Origin of the sequence: Saccharopolyspora sp. NPDC050389 (assembly GCF_040655595.1) — a bacterium.
Classification (GTDB): domain Bacteria; phylum Actinomycetota; class Actinomycetes; order Mycobacteriales; family Pseudonocardiaceae; genus Saccharopolyspora.
In genome coordinates this window covers 6,902-22,225 of record NZ_JBFAKG010000131.1, presented here as the reverse complement: position 1 = coordinate 22,225, position 15,324 = coordinate 6,902, and the positions used below count along the sequence as shown (strand labels likewise).

13 protein-coding genes and 1 pseudogene are annotated in these 15,324 nt (G+C 71.1%); 11 read left to right on the top strand and 3 right to left on the bottom strand.

The genetic code is table 11. The annotated features are described in order from the left end of the window. Positions 1 to 268 precede the first annotated feature (268 nt). From AB0I53_RS45245 to AB0I53_RS45230, 4 genes are all read left to right on the top strand, one after another. Positions 269 to 1,579, top strand: a complete 1,311-nt coding sequence (locus tag AB0I53_RS45245) for an MFS transporter (RefSeq protein WP_358616206.1) — start codon at positions 269 to 271, stop codon at positions 1,577 to 1,579. A gap of 45 nt (positions 1,580 to 1,624) precedes the next feature. After that, positions 1,625 to 2,281, top strand: coding sequence for a response regulator transcription factor (locus tag AB0I53_RS45240; RefSeq protein ID WP_358616203.1), 657 nt, complete (start codon positions 1,625 to 1,627; stop codon positions 2,279 to 2,281). A 113-nt stretch (positions 2,282 to 2,394) separates the two neighbouring features. Beyond that, entirely contained in the window at positions 2,395 to 3,768 is a 1,374-nt protein-coding gene (locus AB0I53_RS45235; protein ID WP_358616201.1) for a HAMP domain-containing sensor histidine kinase, read from the top strand. Next, positions 3,768 to 4,676, top strand: a complete 909-nt coding sequence (locus AB0I53_RS45230; RefSeq protein ID WP_358616198.1) for a TAXI family TRAP transporter solute-binding subunit — start codon at positions 3,768 to 3,770, stop codon at positions 4,674 to 4,676. Before AB0I53_RS45235 ends, AB0I53_RS45230 begins: the two co-directional genes overlap by 1 nt. Before the next feature lie 47 nt (positions 4,677 to 4,723). Here AB0I53_RS45230 and AB0I53_RS45225 read toward each other — a convergent pair whose 3' ends face one another. From AB0I53_RS45225 to clpS, 3 genes are all read right to left on the bottom strand, one after another. Beyond that, positions 4,724 to 6,727: a neutral/alkaline ceramidase gene (locus AB0I53_RS45225; protein ID WP_358616195.1), complete on the bottom strand. Its 2,004-nt coding sequence runs from the start codon at positions 6,725 to 6,727 to the stop codon at positions 4,724 to 4,726. A gap of 129 nt (positions 6,728 to 6,856) precedes the next feature. Continuing rightward, the gene (locus AB0I53_RS45220; RefSeq protein WP_358616192.1) at positions 6,857 to 7,420 is read right to left on the bottom strand and encodes a DUF2017 domain-containing protein; all 564 of its coding nucleotides are present in this window, start codon (positions 7,418 to 7,420) and stop codon (positions 6,857 to 6,859) included. Further along, positions 7,421 to 7,714 (bottom strand): ATP-dependent Clp protease adapter ClpS, encoded by a 294-nt coding sequence (gene clpS / locus AB0I53_RS45215; protein ID WP_358616189.1) that lies wholly within the window; start codon positions 7,712 to 7,714, stop codon positions 7,421 to 7,423. It lies immediately after the preceding gene. A 111-nt stretch (positions 7,715 to 7,825) separates the two neighbouring features. On the opposite strand from clpS, the gene AB0I53_RS45210 reads away from it, so the two are divergent. The 7 genes and pseudogenes from AB0I53_RS45210 to AB0I53_RS45180 all read left to right on the top strand — a co-directional run. After that, the gene (locus AB0I53_RS45210; protein WP_358616187.1) at positions 7,826 to 9,130 is read left to right on the top strand and encodes a nicotinate phosphoribosyltransferase; all 1,305 of its coding nucleotides are present in this window, start codon (positions 7,826 to 7,828) and stop codon (positions 9,128 to 9,130) included. 58 nt (positions 9,131 to 9,188) lie between these two features. Then, complete coding sequence (locus tag AB0I53_RS45205; protein WP_358616184.1) at positions 9,189 to 9,758, top strand: isochorismatase family protein; 570 nt, start codon at positions 9,189 to 9,191, stop codon at positions 9,756 to 9,758. Positions 9,759 to 9,987: 229 nt separating this feature from the next. Next, positions 9,988 to 10,671 (top strand): hypothetical protein, encoded by a 684-nt coding sequence (locus tag AB0I53_RS45200; RefSeq protein ID WP_358616182.1) that lies wholly within the window; start codon positions 9,988 to 9,990, stop codon positions 10,669 to 10,671. Between the two features lie 273 nt (positions 10,672 to 10,944). Beyond that, positions 10,945 to 12,882, top strand: a complete 1,938-nt coding sequence (locus AB0I53_RS45195; protein WP_358616208.1) for an ATP-dependent DNA helicase — start codon at positions 10,945 to 10,947, stop codon at positions 12,880 to 12,882. Between the two features lies 1 nt (position 12,883). Further along, the gene (gene add, locus AB0I53_RS45190) at positions 12,884 to 13,927 is read left to right on the top strand and encodes an adenosine deaminase (RefSeq protein WP_358616179.1); all 1,044 of its coding nucleotides are present in this window, start codon (positions 12,884 to 12,886) and stop codon (positions 13,925 to 13,927) included. A 331-nt stretch (positions 13,928 to 14,258) separates the two neighbouring features. Continuing rightward, positions 14,259 to 14,846: a biotin transporter BioY gene (locus tag AB0I53_RS45185; protein ID WP_358616177.1), complete on the top strand. Its 588-nt coding sequence runs from the start codon at positions 14,259 to 14,261 to the stop codon at positions 14,844 to 14,846. Positions 14,847 to 14,848: 2 nt separating this feature from the next. Then, a pseudogene (locus AB0I53_RS45180) lies at positions 14,849 to 15,324 on the top strand (hypothetical protein); the annotation flags it as partial.

Here is a 15,324-nt window from a genome sequence, read left to right as displayed (position 1 = left end):
CGATCATCAACTGGTTACGCACGCCTTGGCAAGAAAGTCCTCAACGTTGTTCACCACCGCGGCGTAGGCGCCGTCGACGTCCTGGAACTCGCCGCCCAAAAGACTCACGGCCCCGTTGCCAACCGCACACTGCACGGCCCCGTTGCCAACGGCACATCGTGATCACTCACGTTGGCATCACGTTAACCAGACGTAAAGGAAGCGCCGCCGTTCTTGTTGTCGATCCCCCGCCTCCGCACTGTGAGTCCGTTCACTAGGAGGAGGACGGATGTCAACTGAGGTGCACGGCCGCGACGCTGCGGCGCGCTCCGGTGGCGAGCGCCGGGTGGTCGCCAACGTCATTCGCGGCTCGATCGGCAACTTGATCGAGTGGTACGACTGGTACGCCTACACCGCGTTCAGCGTGTACTTCGCGGCGGCGTTCTTCCCGAAGGGCGACCTGACCGCCCAGCTGCTCAACACCGCGGGCGTGTTCGCCATCGGCTTCCTGATGCGCCCGCTCGGCGGCTGGCTGCTCGGCCGCTACGCGGACCGCTTCGGCCGCCGCGCCGCGCTGACGCTCTCGGTGACGCTGATGGCCTGCGGCTCGCTGGTGATCGCGCTGACGCCGAGCTACAACACGATCGGCCTCGCAGCTCCGCTGCTGCTCGTGTTCGCCCGGCTGGTGCAGGGACTGTCGGTCGGCGGCGAGTACGCGACGTCGGCGACTTACCTGTCGGAGGTCGCCACCGCGAGCAAGCGCGGCTTCTACTCCAGCTTCCAGTACGTCACGCTCGTCGCCGGGCAGCTCACCGCGCTGGGCGTGCAGATCGTGCTGCTCCTGGTGCTCACCAACGAGCAGATGGATTCGTGGGGCTGGCGGATCCCGTTCGCGATCGGCGCGATCGGCGCGGTGATCGTGATGTGGCTACGCCGCGGCATGGACGAGACCGAGAGCTACAAGAAGACCTCGGAGGGCAACCAGTCGCGCGGCACCGTCAAGGCGCTGCTGCAGCATCCCAAGGAGTGCCTGCTCGTCGTCGGCCTGACCCTCGGCGGCACCGTGGCGTTCTACACGTACACGACCTACCTGCAGAAGTACATGGTGGCGACCTCGGGCATCGACAAGGGCACCGTCGCCTGGATCAACTTCCTGGCGCTGCTGGTGTTCCTGTTCCTGCAGCCGCTGGCGGGCGCGCTGTCGGACCGCATCGGCCGCCGCTGGCTGCTGTTGGCCTTCGGCGTGTGCGGCACCGTGCTGACCGTGCCGATCATGACGCTGCTCGGCGCGACGCAGGACCCGGTCACGGCGTTCGCGCTGATGATGGGCGGCCTGGTGATCGTCACCGGCTACACCTCGATCAACGCGATCGTGAAGGCGGAGCTGTTCCCGACCAACATCCGCGCGCTCGGCGTCGGCCTGCCCTACGCGCTGACGGTGGCGATCTTCGGCGGCACCTCGGAGTACGTGGCGCTGTGGCTGAAGCTCGCGGGCATGGAGCAGGTGTTCTTCTGGTACGTCTCGGGCTGCGTGCTGATCTCGCTGATCGTGTACCTGCGGATGCGCGAGACGTCGAAGGACTCCCGTCTGGAGGGCTGATCCGGCGCGTCGCCATACTCTGGGCGGAGCTTTCGGAGGTGGCCGGTGCGCGTGCTTCTCGTCGAGGACGACGACGGCGTGGCGAACGCGCTCGTCGACGTCCTCGCCGCGCACGGCCACCAGCCCACCCGGGTCTCGCGCGGCGCGGACGCGCTGACCCGGCACCGGGATCACGACCTGGTGCTGCTCGACCTGGGGCTGCCGGACGCCGATGGCCTGGACGTGCTGCGGAAGCTCCGCCGCATCGGGTCGATCCCGGTGGTGGTGCTGACCGCCCGCGGCGAGGAGCGGATGGTGGTCCGCGGCCTGCGTTCCGGCGCGGACGACTACCTGGTCAAACCGGTGCGGATGGCGGAGCTGCTGGCCCGCATCGAGGCGGTTGCCCGGCGCGGCCGCCCGGCGGCCGCGGCCGCCGACGAAGTCCGGGTCGGCGACGTGCTGGTGGACCTGCGAACCCGCCGGGTGCAGGTCGGCGACCGCGACGTGGAGCTGACGCCGAAGGAGTTCGACGTGCTCGCGGTGCTGGCCGGCGAGGTGGGCAGCGCGGTGAACAGGCAGCGCCTGATGGACGAGGTCTGGGGCGACGCCTACCTGGCGGTCTCGCGGTCCCTGGACGTGCACATCGCGCAGCTGCGCGCCAAGCTGGGCCGCCCGGAGCTGCTGGTGACGATCCGCGGCTTCGGCTACCGATTCGGAGAGTGAACCGGTGAGCACTCCTACTGGCGCGTTCCCGCAGGTACGGAGCCGTGCGTGTGTTGTGTCGCCATAGCAGCAAAAAGTACGCACGGCCCCGTGACCAGGCTCGGTGACGGCTGATGCGCCGACGGTTGTTGCTGGTGCTGCTCACCTTCTCGGTCCTCGCGGTGGCCGGGTTCGCCGCTCCGCTGCTGCGCGCCACCGCCGCGGAGCGGACGCAGCAGCTGGTGCTCGCCCGCACCGCCGACCTCGACCGGTTCGCCGCGCTCGCCGACCACGCGTTCAGCACCGGCGACACCAACCAGCTGCGCGCCGAGGCCGGCCGCTACGCGGAGCTCTACGGCGAACCGCTGGTGGTGGTCGACACGAACCGCGTGCCGGTCGTGGAAACCGGCGGCATGCGCGCCGCCGACGTCGCCGAGTCGATCGACAAGGCGCTGCGCAACGAGCTGGCCGGGCCGGTGCGGTGGCTGCGGCCCTGGTCCGAGGGCGAGTTGATCCGGTACCGGCCGGTCGGTGACGGCACGCGGGTGACCGGCGCGGTCGTCCTGCGCGCCTCGGTGCAGCACGCCACGCAGGACATCGCCGGGCAGTGGGCGCTGATCGCGTCGGGCGCGCTGAGCGCCTTGGTGGTGTGCGGGCTGCTGGCGTTGGTGCTGGCCCGGTGGATCCTGCGGCCGCTGGCGGAGTTGTGGGCCGGAGTGCGCGCGGTGGGCGCCGGATCGCGCCGCTCGCGGGTGCCGGAGGACGCCGGCCCGCCGGAGCTGCGGGAGCTGGCGGTGTCGTTCAACCGCATGTCGGAGGCGGTCGCGGACGCCGAGGAGCAGCAGCGGCGCCTCGTCGCGGACGCGTCGCACCAGCTGCGCAACCCGATGGCCGCGCTGCGCTTGCGGGTCGACGCGCTGGAACGGCGGATCACGCCGGAAGGAACGCAGACCTACCGGTCCACTTTGGACGAAGTGGACCGCCTGGAGTCGCTGCTGGACCGGCTGCTGGCGCTGGCCACGGCCGATCGCGAACCCGACGAGTCCGCGGTGGAGCCATGCGACGTGGCGGCGGTGGTGACCGACCGGATCGAGGCGTGGCGGCCGGCCGCCGAGGCCGCCGGAGTCCGGTTCGCCGAGACCCGGCTCGACCACGCCGAGGCGGACCTGCCGGTCGACGACCTCGCCCAGATCCTCGACATCCTGCTGGACAACGCCATCAAGTACGCGGGATCGGCAGCGACCGTGTCGGTGCGCTGCGAGGCCGGGCCCGGCAGCTGCACGCTCACCGTCAGCGACACCGGCCCCGGCCTGTCCGGCGAGGAGATATCTCTTGCCGCGCAACGCTTCTGGCGCGCCGGCCGGCATCGCGGCAGCCGCGGATCCGGGCTCGGGCTGGCCATCGCCGACCGCCTGGTGACCGCCCGCGGCGGCTCGCTGCGGATCGAGCCCGTCCGGCCGCACGGGCTGTCGGTCCGGCTCGACCTGCCGGTCCGGGAGGAGGCGTGATGCGCCGCCGCGCCCTGCTCGCGCTCGCCGGTGCCGGGCTGGTCAGCGCCTGCACCGGGCGGACTCCCGAGCGCACGCTCCGCATCGCCGCCGGCGAGCCGGGCGGCTTCTACACCGCCTTCGCCGGTCAGCTGGCCGCCGAGGTGTCCGCGGCGGTGCCTGGCCTGCGGATGTCGGTGTTGAGCAGCCAGGGCAGCGTCGCCAACGTCGAGCTGCTGCGCGACGGGCTGGCCGATCTGGGCATGGTGCTCACGCACACCGCGGCGGCGGCGCAGAACGGCGATCTCGGCCCGCGGGTTCTGCTGCGCGCCCTTGGCCAGGTGTACGAGAACTACACGCAGCTCGTCGTGCTGGCCGACAGTTCCGTGCACAGCCTCGCCGAGCTGGCCGGACGCACGGTGTCGATCGGTGCGCCGAAGTCCGGGACCGCGTTGCTGGGGGCGCACCTGCTCGCGGCGCATCCCGGGGTTCGCCGCGAATCGCTGCCGCTGGAAGAAGCGATCGCGGCGCTGGAACGCGGCCGGATCGATGCGCTGCTGTGGTCCGGCGGCCTGCCGACGCCGGTGCTCAAGACGCTCGACGACCGGGTCGGCATCCGCCTGCTGCCGCTCGATGCGGCGGAGGCCGGCTGCGGCCCGCTGTGCGACCCGGTGCTGGTGCCGCCCGGCGCCTACCGACGGACCAGCCGGATCCCGACGGTCGGCGTGCCCAACATCCTGGCCTGCACCCCGGAACTCCCCGAAGATCTGGCTGAAGCGGTGGTCCGGGTCCTGGTGCTCCGCGCGCCGTTCCTGGTCCCGCAGCAGACGGTGGGCACCCAGTTCCTGGACGTCCGGAACCTGATCGGCACCGGCGCGGTGCCGCTGCACCCGGGAGCCGAACGCGCCTACCGCGACCTCCACGGCTGACCCGACGGCATCCCGATTTTGCCTGAAATCGGGATTCCCCAGCGACGTCAGGCGACCACGAAGGTCTGCGTGGTGCCGGTGAAGGCGTTGATCGAGCCGTCCCAGCCGTTCTTCCAGTTGCCGTGGCGGACGATCCGGTAGCGGCCGGCCGGGGCGTTGGGCGGGACGTCCCAGGTGATGGTCGCCGTCGAGGTCGCGACGCCACTGCGCGCCCAGCGGTACTTCGTCGACCAGTGCCGGTCGTCGGCCACGCGCCGCCATCCGCCGTCCACCTGGCGTTGCACCTCGGCGAAGGTGCCGCCGCGGCGCAGGTCGTTCTTCGGATGCCCGGTCACGAACACCGCCGAGGCCTGGTCGCCGCGCCGGTAGCGGTTGGCGGGTTCGGTGAGCACGTCGCCGAATTCGCGGCCCAGCGGCTTGTCGTCGAAGACCACGCCGGGCTGGAAGTTGATCAGCTTGCCGCGCAGGTCGCGCGGTGTCGGCCCCGTCGGGACCGAGCTCCCGGAGCGCATCGCGGCGGCAAGCCGGGTGAACTCCTGCTGGTAGGCGGGCAGCGTGTACCGGCCGAACAGGGTCGAGGCGCCTTCGTACTGCTGCGCGTCGTATTCCTCCGGCGTGGTCACGTATTGGCTGTACGCGTTGGCGTAGCCCTGCATCAGCACGTTCTCCAGCGGCACGCCCAGTTCGTCGGCGACCGCGCGGCGGATCCGCAGCCCGGCCACGATGGTGAACTCGGCGGGACCGGCCACCAGGTGCAGCTGGCCGATCCGGATCAGTTGCAGCGGCAGCACTTCCGGGCACCACGGGTAGGGCTTCATCGCCCCGAACGGCACCGCGATCGGTTTGGGCGCCTGCGCGTCGGCCAGCCCCTGCGGGATCGGCGCGTCCGCGCCGCCGAGCCAGTCCAGGAACGGATTGCGGATGCCTTCGGGGATCGGGAGGCCGGGGCCGTCCTCGCGACTTCCGGCGAGCATGGACACGCCGATCGCCGCGGTGCAGGTGGTGCGCTGCTCGCCGTCCGGGGTGAACCGACCGTCCACAGTGACCTTCGACAGGTCCACGAAGCACATCCGGTGGTCCACCGCGCCGTCGATCTGCTCCTGCGCCGCGTCGAAAGCGCGCTTGGCGGCGTGGAACTGGCGGTCGCCGATGATCCGGGTGTTCTCGAACTCGTCGTCGGTCGGGCCGGAGCCGGGCGACAGGTTGAGGTTGGGCGACATGTCGCCGGCGTTGGTCTGCGCGAAGCAGGCGACGAAGTCGTCCCCGAGCCGTTCCCAGGCGAACGCGGCGTAGCCCTTGTTGTCCGAGCTGATCAGCAGGTTCTCGTTGGTCATCGAGGTGCCGTGGGTGGCGAACCAGGTGATCGCGCCGACGTCCCGGCTGCCCTGCGCGAAGCGCAGCACGGTCACCGCCGGATCGATGGCCAGCGGGAAGTGGTCCTTGTCCGCTTGGGGATTGAGATCGAACGCGCTGCGCGACCGGTTCACGCTGGCATCGGTCAGCACGGCCCTGCCCAGGTGCATGGTGCCGGGTTTGAGGTCGTCGTGCGCCCGGGAGATCGCCTCGATGATCCCGTCCACGACGGCGTTGTAGGTCTGCTCCTGGAAACCGAGGATCGACAGGTCGTAGGCGGCGTAGTGCGAGTCGCCGCCGCACGCGGCGTGCGTGTGCGTGGCGTTGAGCAGCACGTTCTGCTCGGTGTAGAGCTCGCCGTAGGTTTCGGCGAGCTTGCGCAGAACTCCTTGGTGCACCGACTGGAACAGCGCGCCGAGCTCGGCGGTGACGAACACGATGCGCTTGTCGCCGTCGTCAACGATGAACGCGCGCGCGAGGGTGCGCAGGTGGATGCCCGCGGTCTGCTGCTGGGGCATCGAGTAGCCCATCATGCCGTTCTCGGCGGCCGGGCCGGTCACGTCGGCGATGCCCCGACCGACCAGGTAGGCGCCGGTATGGCGGGCGGGTTCAGCGGCGGCGCTGGTGCCGCCGAGCGCCGAAGCGACCAGCGGTGCCGCCGCGGCGGCGGCCAGCACCCGTCTCCTGGCAACGGGCATGGGCCTGCACTCCTCGATGAATGCGAACCAAATTCACGTTCTTGGATCGAGGGGAGGCTACGTGATCTCGTTCACGTTGCCAAGGGCTGATGCAGGTGGCGCCCGGGAATTCCCGGCGCCGGGCTCAGGTCACGCCATCATGGCGCCGACGAGGCTGTCCTGGACCCAGGTGAGCCACTGGTAGACGCCCAGGTGCTCGCGGCGCATGTCGTCGTCGGGCAAGTCCTCCGGCATGTCCTCGGCCACGTCCAGCGCCGTGCCCAGCGCCAGCCGGACGTCGTTGAGCGCCGCCAGCCACCCATCGGCCTGCTCACCGGTCAGCTTGACCCGGCCGCCCATCGGCGGACACGTCTCCAGCACCATCGCGGCGACCCCGGTCTTGGCCTCCAGCAGCCCCGGCTCGTGCAGCGACCGCATCGCGCCGGCCGCGTCCGACTCCTCCTCGTCGGTCTCGCCGGTGATCGGGTCGCGCCGGTAGAAGTCCGGCAGCAGCCGCGCCAGCACGCGGTCCTCCGGCGGAGTCGTCGGCCCGGTGCGGATGCCGGTCAGCTCGGCCAGCTCGTCCTTCGGCGCCTCGTCGTTGCGGGCGTCGAGCATGTCCTTGAGCTGCCCTACCAGGCCCCGGATGACCGCGGCTTCCTGCTGCGACAGCTCGGCCAGCACGTGACCGTTCTTGCGGGTCCAGCCTTCCACTCAGGAATCCTTCTGCATCGTCGCCCACAGGCCGGCGGCATGCAGCTTCGCCACGTCTCCCTCGACCTTCTCCTTGGAGCCCGAGGAAACCACCGCCTTGCCCTTGTGGTGCACGTCCAGCATCAACTTCGTCGCATGATCCCGGGTGTAACCGAAGATCTTCTGGAGCACGTAGGTCACGTAGGACATCAGGTTGACCGGGTCGTTCCACACCACAGTCACCCACGGCTTGTCCTCGGAACCGAGTGCGTCCGGTTCGAGTTGCGCGCGCTCGATTTCAGCGGGCGAGGTCATGCGTCCATCGTCGCACGCGGCCGTCACGGCGGTGTCGACCGCACGGGCAAACCCGGCACGCACGGGGTTCGCGCTGCGGGCGGGCGCCGACCACCACGTAATCTCTGCGACATGAGCTCTCCGACGGGTAGCACCGCGCTGCTGACGGACCAGTACGAGCTGACGATGCTCGCGAGCGCGCTGCAGGACGGCACCGCGCACCGCCCGTGCACCTTCGAGGTGTTCACCCGGCGGCTGCCGGACGGCCGCCGCTACGGGGTCACCGGCGGCACCGGCCGGGTGCTGGACGCGATCGAGAACTTCCGGTTCGGCGAGGCGGAACTCGAACAGCTCGCCGCTACCCGCGTCGTCGACGACGCGACCCTGGAGTGGCTGCGCGACTACCGGTTCCAGGGGCAGGTCGACGGCTATCCCGAGGGCGAACTGTTCTTCCCCGGCTCCCCGCTGCTGACCGTGCGCGGCACGTTCGCCGAGGCCGTGGTGCTGGAGACGCTGGTGCTGTCGATCCTCAACCACGACAGCGCGATCGCCGCCGCGGCGGCCCGGATGGTGTCGGCGGCCAACGGCCGGCGGATGATCGAGATGGGCTCGCGGCGCACCCACGAGGAAGCGGCCGTGGCGGCGGCGCGGATCGCCTACCTGGCCGGTTTCACCGCCACCTCGAACCTGGAGGCGGGCCGCCGCTACGGCATCCCGACCGCGGGCACGGCGGCGCACGCGTTCACCCTGCTGCACGATTCCGAGCGCGCCGCCTTCGAATCGCAGATCGCCTCGCTCGGCACCGGCACCACGCTGCTCGTCGACACCTACGACATCACCCGCGGCATCGAGCTCGCGGTGGAGGTCGCCGGGACCGGGCTGGGCGCGGTCCGGATCGACTCCGGCGACGTCGGCGTGCTCGCCCAGCAGGCCCGCGACCAGCTCGACGGGCTCGGCGCGACGGGCACCCGGATCGTCGTCTCCGGCGACCTCGACGAGTACGCCATCGCCGCGCTGCGCGCCGAGCCGGTCGACGGCTACGGGGTGGGCACGTCGCTGGTCACCGGCTCCGGTGCGCCGACCGCCGAGATGGTCTACAAGCTGGTGGAGGTCGAGGGCCGGCCGGTCGCGAAGCGCAGCTCGCACAAGACGTCGCGCGGCGGCCGCAAGGCCGCGGTGCGGCGGTACAAGGAGACCGGCACCGCCGTGGAGGAGGTCGTGTTCCAGGTCGCGCCGGGCGCCGCCGAGCCGGTGCTCGGGCCGCACGACCGGTTCCTGCAGATCCCGTTGATCCGCGACGGGAAGCGGGCCGACGGCGTGCCGACGCTGGAGGACGACCGGCAGCGGCTGCGGCACGCGCTGGTGACCCTGCCGTGGGAGGGGCTCAAGCTCTCGCACGGCGAACCGGCGATCCCGACGGTCTTCCACGAGGCCTGAGCTTCCCGCCGGGCCTGGTGGCGCTTCAGAATTGCGGTAGCGGCGTGAGGGGGACGTGATGACCAAGGCGTTGATCATCGTGGACGTGCAGATCGACTTCTGCGAGGGCGGCTCGCTGGCGGTGGCCGGTGGCGCGGGCGTGGCGGCGGAGATCTCGCGGTACCTCGCGGGATTCGACCACGACCACGTGGTGGCCACCCGCGACTACCACATCGATCCGGGCGCGCACTTCAGCGACGAGCCGGACTTCGTCCGCTCCTGGCCGCGGCACTGCGTGGCGGGCACGCCGGGCGCGGCGTTCCACCCGGAGCTGGACGTGGGCCCGGTGGAGGCGGTGTTCTCGAAGGGCCAGTACAGCGACGGCTATTCCGGCTTCGAGGGCATCGACCTCCGGGACCGGCCGCTGCGCGACTGGCTGGCCGACCACGGCGTCCGCCGGGTCGACGTCGTGGGCATCGCCACGGACCACTGCGTCCGAGCCACGGCGCTCGACGCGGTCCGAGCGGGCCTGGACACCACGGTGCTCCTGGAACTCACGGCGGGTGTGTCCCGCGAAACGGTCGACGCGGCCCTGTCGGAGCTGGACTCGGCAGGCGTGAACCTCATCGGCGAACCGGTTGTCCGGTAGCCACGTTTCCGCTGGTCAAGGCCCGTGAGTGTTTTGGGTCGCTATAGCAACCCAAAACACTCACGGGCCTTGACCTGCAGAGACAGCGCCTAGTCAGGTATCCCGCCCGTTTCTCCGCGATCACGCTTCGGTCGGTCATCGCCCGGCCCCGGAAAAGGGCCACGGCACCGGCATGGGATGACTACCGTCGGCTCGGTCGAAGCGTCACCTGAGAGGACCGAGCGAGGGCATGGCCGCAGAACTGACCGAGTACGAGCAGCGCTACCTGAACATGCTGGAAGACCTGCGGAATTCACCGGCCATCGAGGTGCTCGAAGACGAGGTGGGGCGGGTTGTGCAGGCCTACGGAGACGTCCCGACGGTCTTCGAGAAGCTCGCGCGACGCTACGAGCTCGCCCTCGACCCGGCCCTGCAGAGCCGTTTCCCGCGCTTCCGGAGTTTGTCGTGCCTGTGGCAGACCGACGACGAACTTCCCAACCTGACCGGCGAGTTCAAACTTTCGCACCTGTACTCCGAGGTGAGCGCCGGTCCCCTTGAGATCGCGGAGGACTTCCCCGAGGAGAGCGATCGCAGCCTCGCACGCGAGCTGCGCATGATCGACGACCAGCCTCAAGGCGGCGGATTCGTCGCGATGCGAGCCCAGTCGCACGTCCCCTTCCCGGAGCTCTGGTACTTCACGATCGCCCACGGTTTCCAGCGCCTCGACATCGGCTACGCCGAGTACTTCGACAACCTGCTGGTCACGAAGGGCGTCTACGGCTGGCAGCACCTCTTCGCAGACGTCCAGCTGCATGACGATGCGTATCTGCACGCGCGGAAGCGCCTCACCACGATGCTGCAGGTCTTGCCGGAGATCTTCCCCGGCCACGACTACGAGCCCCTCCGCGCCCGGTTCGCGCAGCGACTCCGGTAGCGCGGGGCATCGGGGCTCGTCGACAGGGGTGCGCGGTAGTTTCTTCTCGTGCCCACCTCTGTCCCGCGATGGTCTGACCCGGTTGCGTTCGAGCCCGACGAAGACGACGAGCTACCACCGGAGATCGCCGCCGACCTCGCCAAGGTGGGCAAGCGGGAGGCGCCGGAACTCCCGCTGACGGCCAAGCCCAAGCAGGACATCCCGGACCTGGCGACGCTGCTGGAGACCGCGATCACGGCGGTCGGGGGCGTGCCGCGCGAGGGCCAGGCCAGGATGGCCGCGGCCGTCGAGCACTCCATCGGCTCCGGCGAGCACCTGGCCGTGCAGGCCGGCACCGGCACCGGGAAGTCGCTGGCGTACCTGGTCCCCGCGATCCGGCACGCCGTCGCCGAGGGCACCACGGTGGTCGTCTCGACCGCGACGATCGCCCTGCAACGCCAGCTCGTCGACCGGGATCTCCCCCGGCTTTCCGCCGCTCTCGCCGAGGCGATCGGCCGCCGCCCGACCTTCGCGATCCTCAAGGGCCGCCGCAACTACCTGTGCCTCAACCGCGTGCACGGCAACGCTCCCGAGGAGCCCGACGACGGCGCGCTGTTCGACGCCTTCGCCGCGTCCGCGCTGGAGCGGCAGGTGAAGCGGATCCAGGAGTGGGCCACCGAGACCGAGACCGGCGACCGCGACGAGCTCGTGCCCGGCGTCACCGACCAGGCCTGGCGGCAGATGTCGGTCACCGCCAAGGAATGCCTCGGCGTGCACCGCTGCCCGGTGGGCGTCGACTGCTTCGCCGAGCGCGCCAGGGCCGAGGCCGGCCGCGCCGACATCGTCGTGACGAACCACGCGCTGCTGGCCATCGACGCGCTGGACGACCGGCCGGTGCTGCCGGACCACGACGTCGTCCTCGTCGACGAGGCGCACGACCTGGTGGACCGGGTGACCTCGGCGGCCACCGGCGAGCTGACCGCGGGCGCGGTGAAGCTCGCGGCGCGCCGCTGCGGGCGGGCCATCGACGAGGAGATCGCCGACCGGCTCGACGAGGCGGCCGAAGGCCTGGACCTGGTGCTGCAGGCGGCGAATCCCGGTCGGCTGGAAGAACTTCCACAGGATCTCGGCGGCGCCCTGACGGTGACCCGCGACGCGGCGTGGGCGTGCATCAACGCGCTCGGCCCGGAACGCAAGGAAGACGCCGAGGGCAGCACGGCGCGCAAGCTCGCGCACGCCGTCACCGAGGAGGTCCACGACACCGCGGTCCGGCTGCTGGAGGCCTTCGACGACGACAAGCAGCACGACGTCGTGTGGGTGTCGGCGGAGCCGAACCGCCCGCCGACCGTGCGCGTCGCGCCGCTGGGAGTCGGCGCGCTGCTGCGGGAACGGCTCTTCGGGCAGCGGACCACGGTCCTGACGTCGGCGACGCTGGCGCTCGGCGGCTCGTTCGACACGCTCGCCCGGCAGTGGGGCCTGCCGCCGCAGCAGAAGACCCAAGCCGCCGCCGGGATGGCCACCGCGAAGGAAGTTCCGTCCGACACCGGCGGTCCGAAGTGGACCGGACTGGACGTGGGTTCGCCGTTCGAGCACCAGCGCAGCGGCATCCTCTACATCGCCCGCCACCTGCCGCCCCCGGGCCGCGACGGGCTGCCGCCGCAGTACCTGGACGAGCTGACCGAATTGGTGCAGGCCGCGGGCGGGCGCACGCTCGGGTTGTTCTCGTCGATGCGCGCCGCCAAGCAGGCTTCGGAAGAACTGCGCGAACGGCTGAGCACACCGGTGCTGTGCCAGGGTGACGACGCGACCGCGCTCCTGGTCCGCAGGTTCTCCGAAGATCCGGAGACGTCGCTGTTCGGCACCTTGTCGCTGTGGCAGGGCGTGGACGTGCCGGGTGATTCGCTGCAGCTGGTCATCATGGACCGGATTCCGTTCCCGCGGCCGGACGATCCGCTCGCCTCGGCCCGCCAGAAGGCGGTTTCCGAGCGCGGCGGCAACGGGTTCATCACGGTGGCGGGCACGCACGCCGCGCTGCTGCTGGCGCAGGGCGCCGGGCGGCTGCTGCGCTCGCCGAACGACCGCGGCGTGATCGCGGTGCTGGATCCGCGCCTGGCCACGGCGCGCTACGGCGGCTTCCTGCGCGCCTCGCTGCCGCCGTTCTGGACCACCCACGACCCGGAGGTCGTGCGCGGTGCCCTGCGACGGCTGTCCTCCGCCGCGGCGGAGGTCTGAGGTGGAGACGATCTCGTTCGAGGAGTTCCTGCGCCGGCTGCCGAAGGCCGAACTGCACTGCCATCTGGTGGGCGCCATCCCGGCCGAAACGGCCTGGGAGATCGCCACCCGCAACGGGGTCGAGCTGCCCGCGTCCGGACCGGAGTCGCTGTACGACTTCGGCCAGTTCTACGAGTTCATCGAGCGGTACATGCAGGTCGCCGAGGCGATGCGGACGCGGGAGGACTTCGCGCAGGCGGCCTACGCGGCGCTGCGGGCGGGCCACCTGGCGGGCAACGTCCGGTACCGGGAGATGTTCTTCAACCCCACCGACCACTACCGCGGCGGCGTGGCCTACCCGGACCTGGTGGACGGGTTGCTCGACGGCATCCGACAGGCCGAGCAGGACTTCGGGGTGCGCTGCCGCCTAATCCCGTCGATCAACCGCATGGAGTCGCCCGCCGTCGCGGTCGACATGGTGCGCGACGTGCTGCGCTGGCGCCGCGACGAGGTCATCGGCATCGGGCTCGACGCGGCCGAACCCAGCGGGCCGCCGGAGAACTTCGCCGAGGCGTACCGGCTCGCCGAAGACGCCGGCCTGCACCGGACGGCGCACGTCTGCGAGGACTACGCGGGGCTGGACGGCGGCCCGCCGGCCAATGCGCTCACGGCGCTGGACCTGCTGCACTGCGACCGGCTGGACCACGGCTACAACCTGCTGGCCGACCCGGCGGCGCTGGCCAGGTGCCGGGACGCGGCGGTGCCGTTCACGGTCTGCGAGCCGGGCTCGAACGAGGCGCGGTTGCCGAAGCGCCGCGAGAGCATCCGCGCCATGATCGACGCCGGGCTGCCGGTGAGCCTGCACAGCGACGATCCGGCGATGCACGGCGCGGATCCGGGCGACGTGTACGTCGGCGCGGTCACGGCGCTCGGCCTGGACGTGGACGGCGCGATCGACCTCTGCCTGGCGGCGGTCGACGCGGCGTGGCTCGACGACACCGAGCGCCGCGAACTCCGCAGCGCGTTCCGGCAGGAGATCGCCGGCCTCCGCGACCGACTCGCCTGACGTCACCGGCCGTGAGTCCTTTGGGCTGCCATAGCGACCCAAAAGACTCACGGGTGCTCACCAGGACCGATCCAGGAAGTCGGCGATCAGGGGCGCGGGTTTTGTAGGAGATCGACAACTCGGCGCTGGGCTTTCTGTTTCGGCGGGGTTGGCGGGTAGGTTGGGCTCGCCGCGCTCATCGGGCCGCCGACGCCGCCCGATTCGACGAGAACCGCTGGTGGGAAGGGCTTCCCGCCTGGCAGGAGGCAGTCGATGCGAGGGCGCGGCACGAAGTCGGTTCCGGCAGCGCCGCCGGCCGGCCATGTTGTCGATCAACCGCTAGGGAGACGTCGTGTCCGCACCACGCCAAGCCGCGCCCGCCGCGAACCTGGCCAGGACTGTGGTCTTCGCCGCATTCATCGCCGTCCTCGGGATCTTCCCCGGCTTCTACCTCGGCGGCGCGGCGGTGCCGATCGTGCTCCAGAACATGGGGCCGCTGCTGGCAGGCAGCATCCTCGGCGCCCGCCGAGGCGGCGCGGCCACACTGCTGTTCCTCGCCCTGGTGGCGATCGGGCTCCCGCTGCTCTCCGGCGGCCGCGGCGGCCTCGCGCCGTTCATCGGGCCCAGCGGCGGTTTCGTGATCGGCTGGGTCGTGGCGGCGGTCGTCGTCGGCCTCATCGTGCAGCGCAGCCTGCCGAAGCCGGGCCTGTTCGTGCTGCTCGCGGCCAACGTCGCGGGCATCGCCGTGGACTACCTGATCGGCATCCCGTACTGGGGCCTGGTCATCGGCGACCTGCGCGCGGCCGCGGTGCAGTCGCTGGTGTTCCTCCCTGGCGACGCCGTGAAGCTCGTCGCCGTCTCGCTCGTCGCCGTCGCGGTGCACCGCGCCCTCCCGGCGACGCCGACCGGCTCGGCGCGCCGCGCCACCGCCGAGGGCTGAGCGTGCTGCCGATCCTCGGCCGCTCCCCCGCTTCGCGGGTCGCGCACGCCGGAACGACGCTGGACGCTCAGGAGCTGCTCGCGCGGGCAGGCCGCGCTGCGCAGCTCCTGCCGTCCGGCTCCAGAGTCGCCTTGGACGGTGGCGACGCGCTGACGCGCTTGACCCACTTCCTCGGAGCCGATCTCGCGGGCTGCGCGACCCTGCTCACCGAACCAACCTGGACGGACGGCGACCGCGCAGCGGTACTCGCCGACGCCCGTCCGGACCTGGTGCTCAACCTGGACGACCGGCCTGCTCACGCCGCGGGCGAAAGCGAACGGTCCGCTCACCTCACGACCGAACCGAGCGAACGGCCCGTTCACCCCACCTACCAAGACGAACAGTCCGCTCACCTCACGACCGAACCGAGCGAACGGCCCGTTCACCCCACCTACCAAGACGAACAGTCCGCTCACCTCACGACCGAACCGAGCGAACG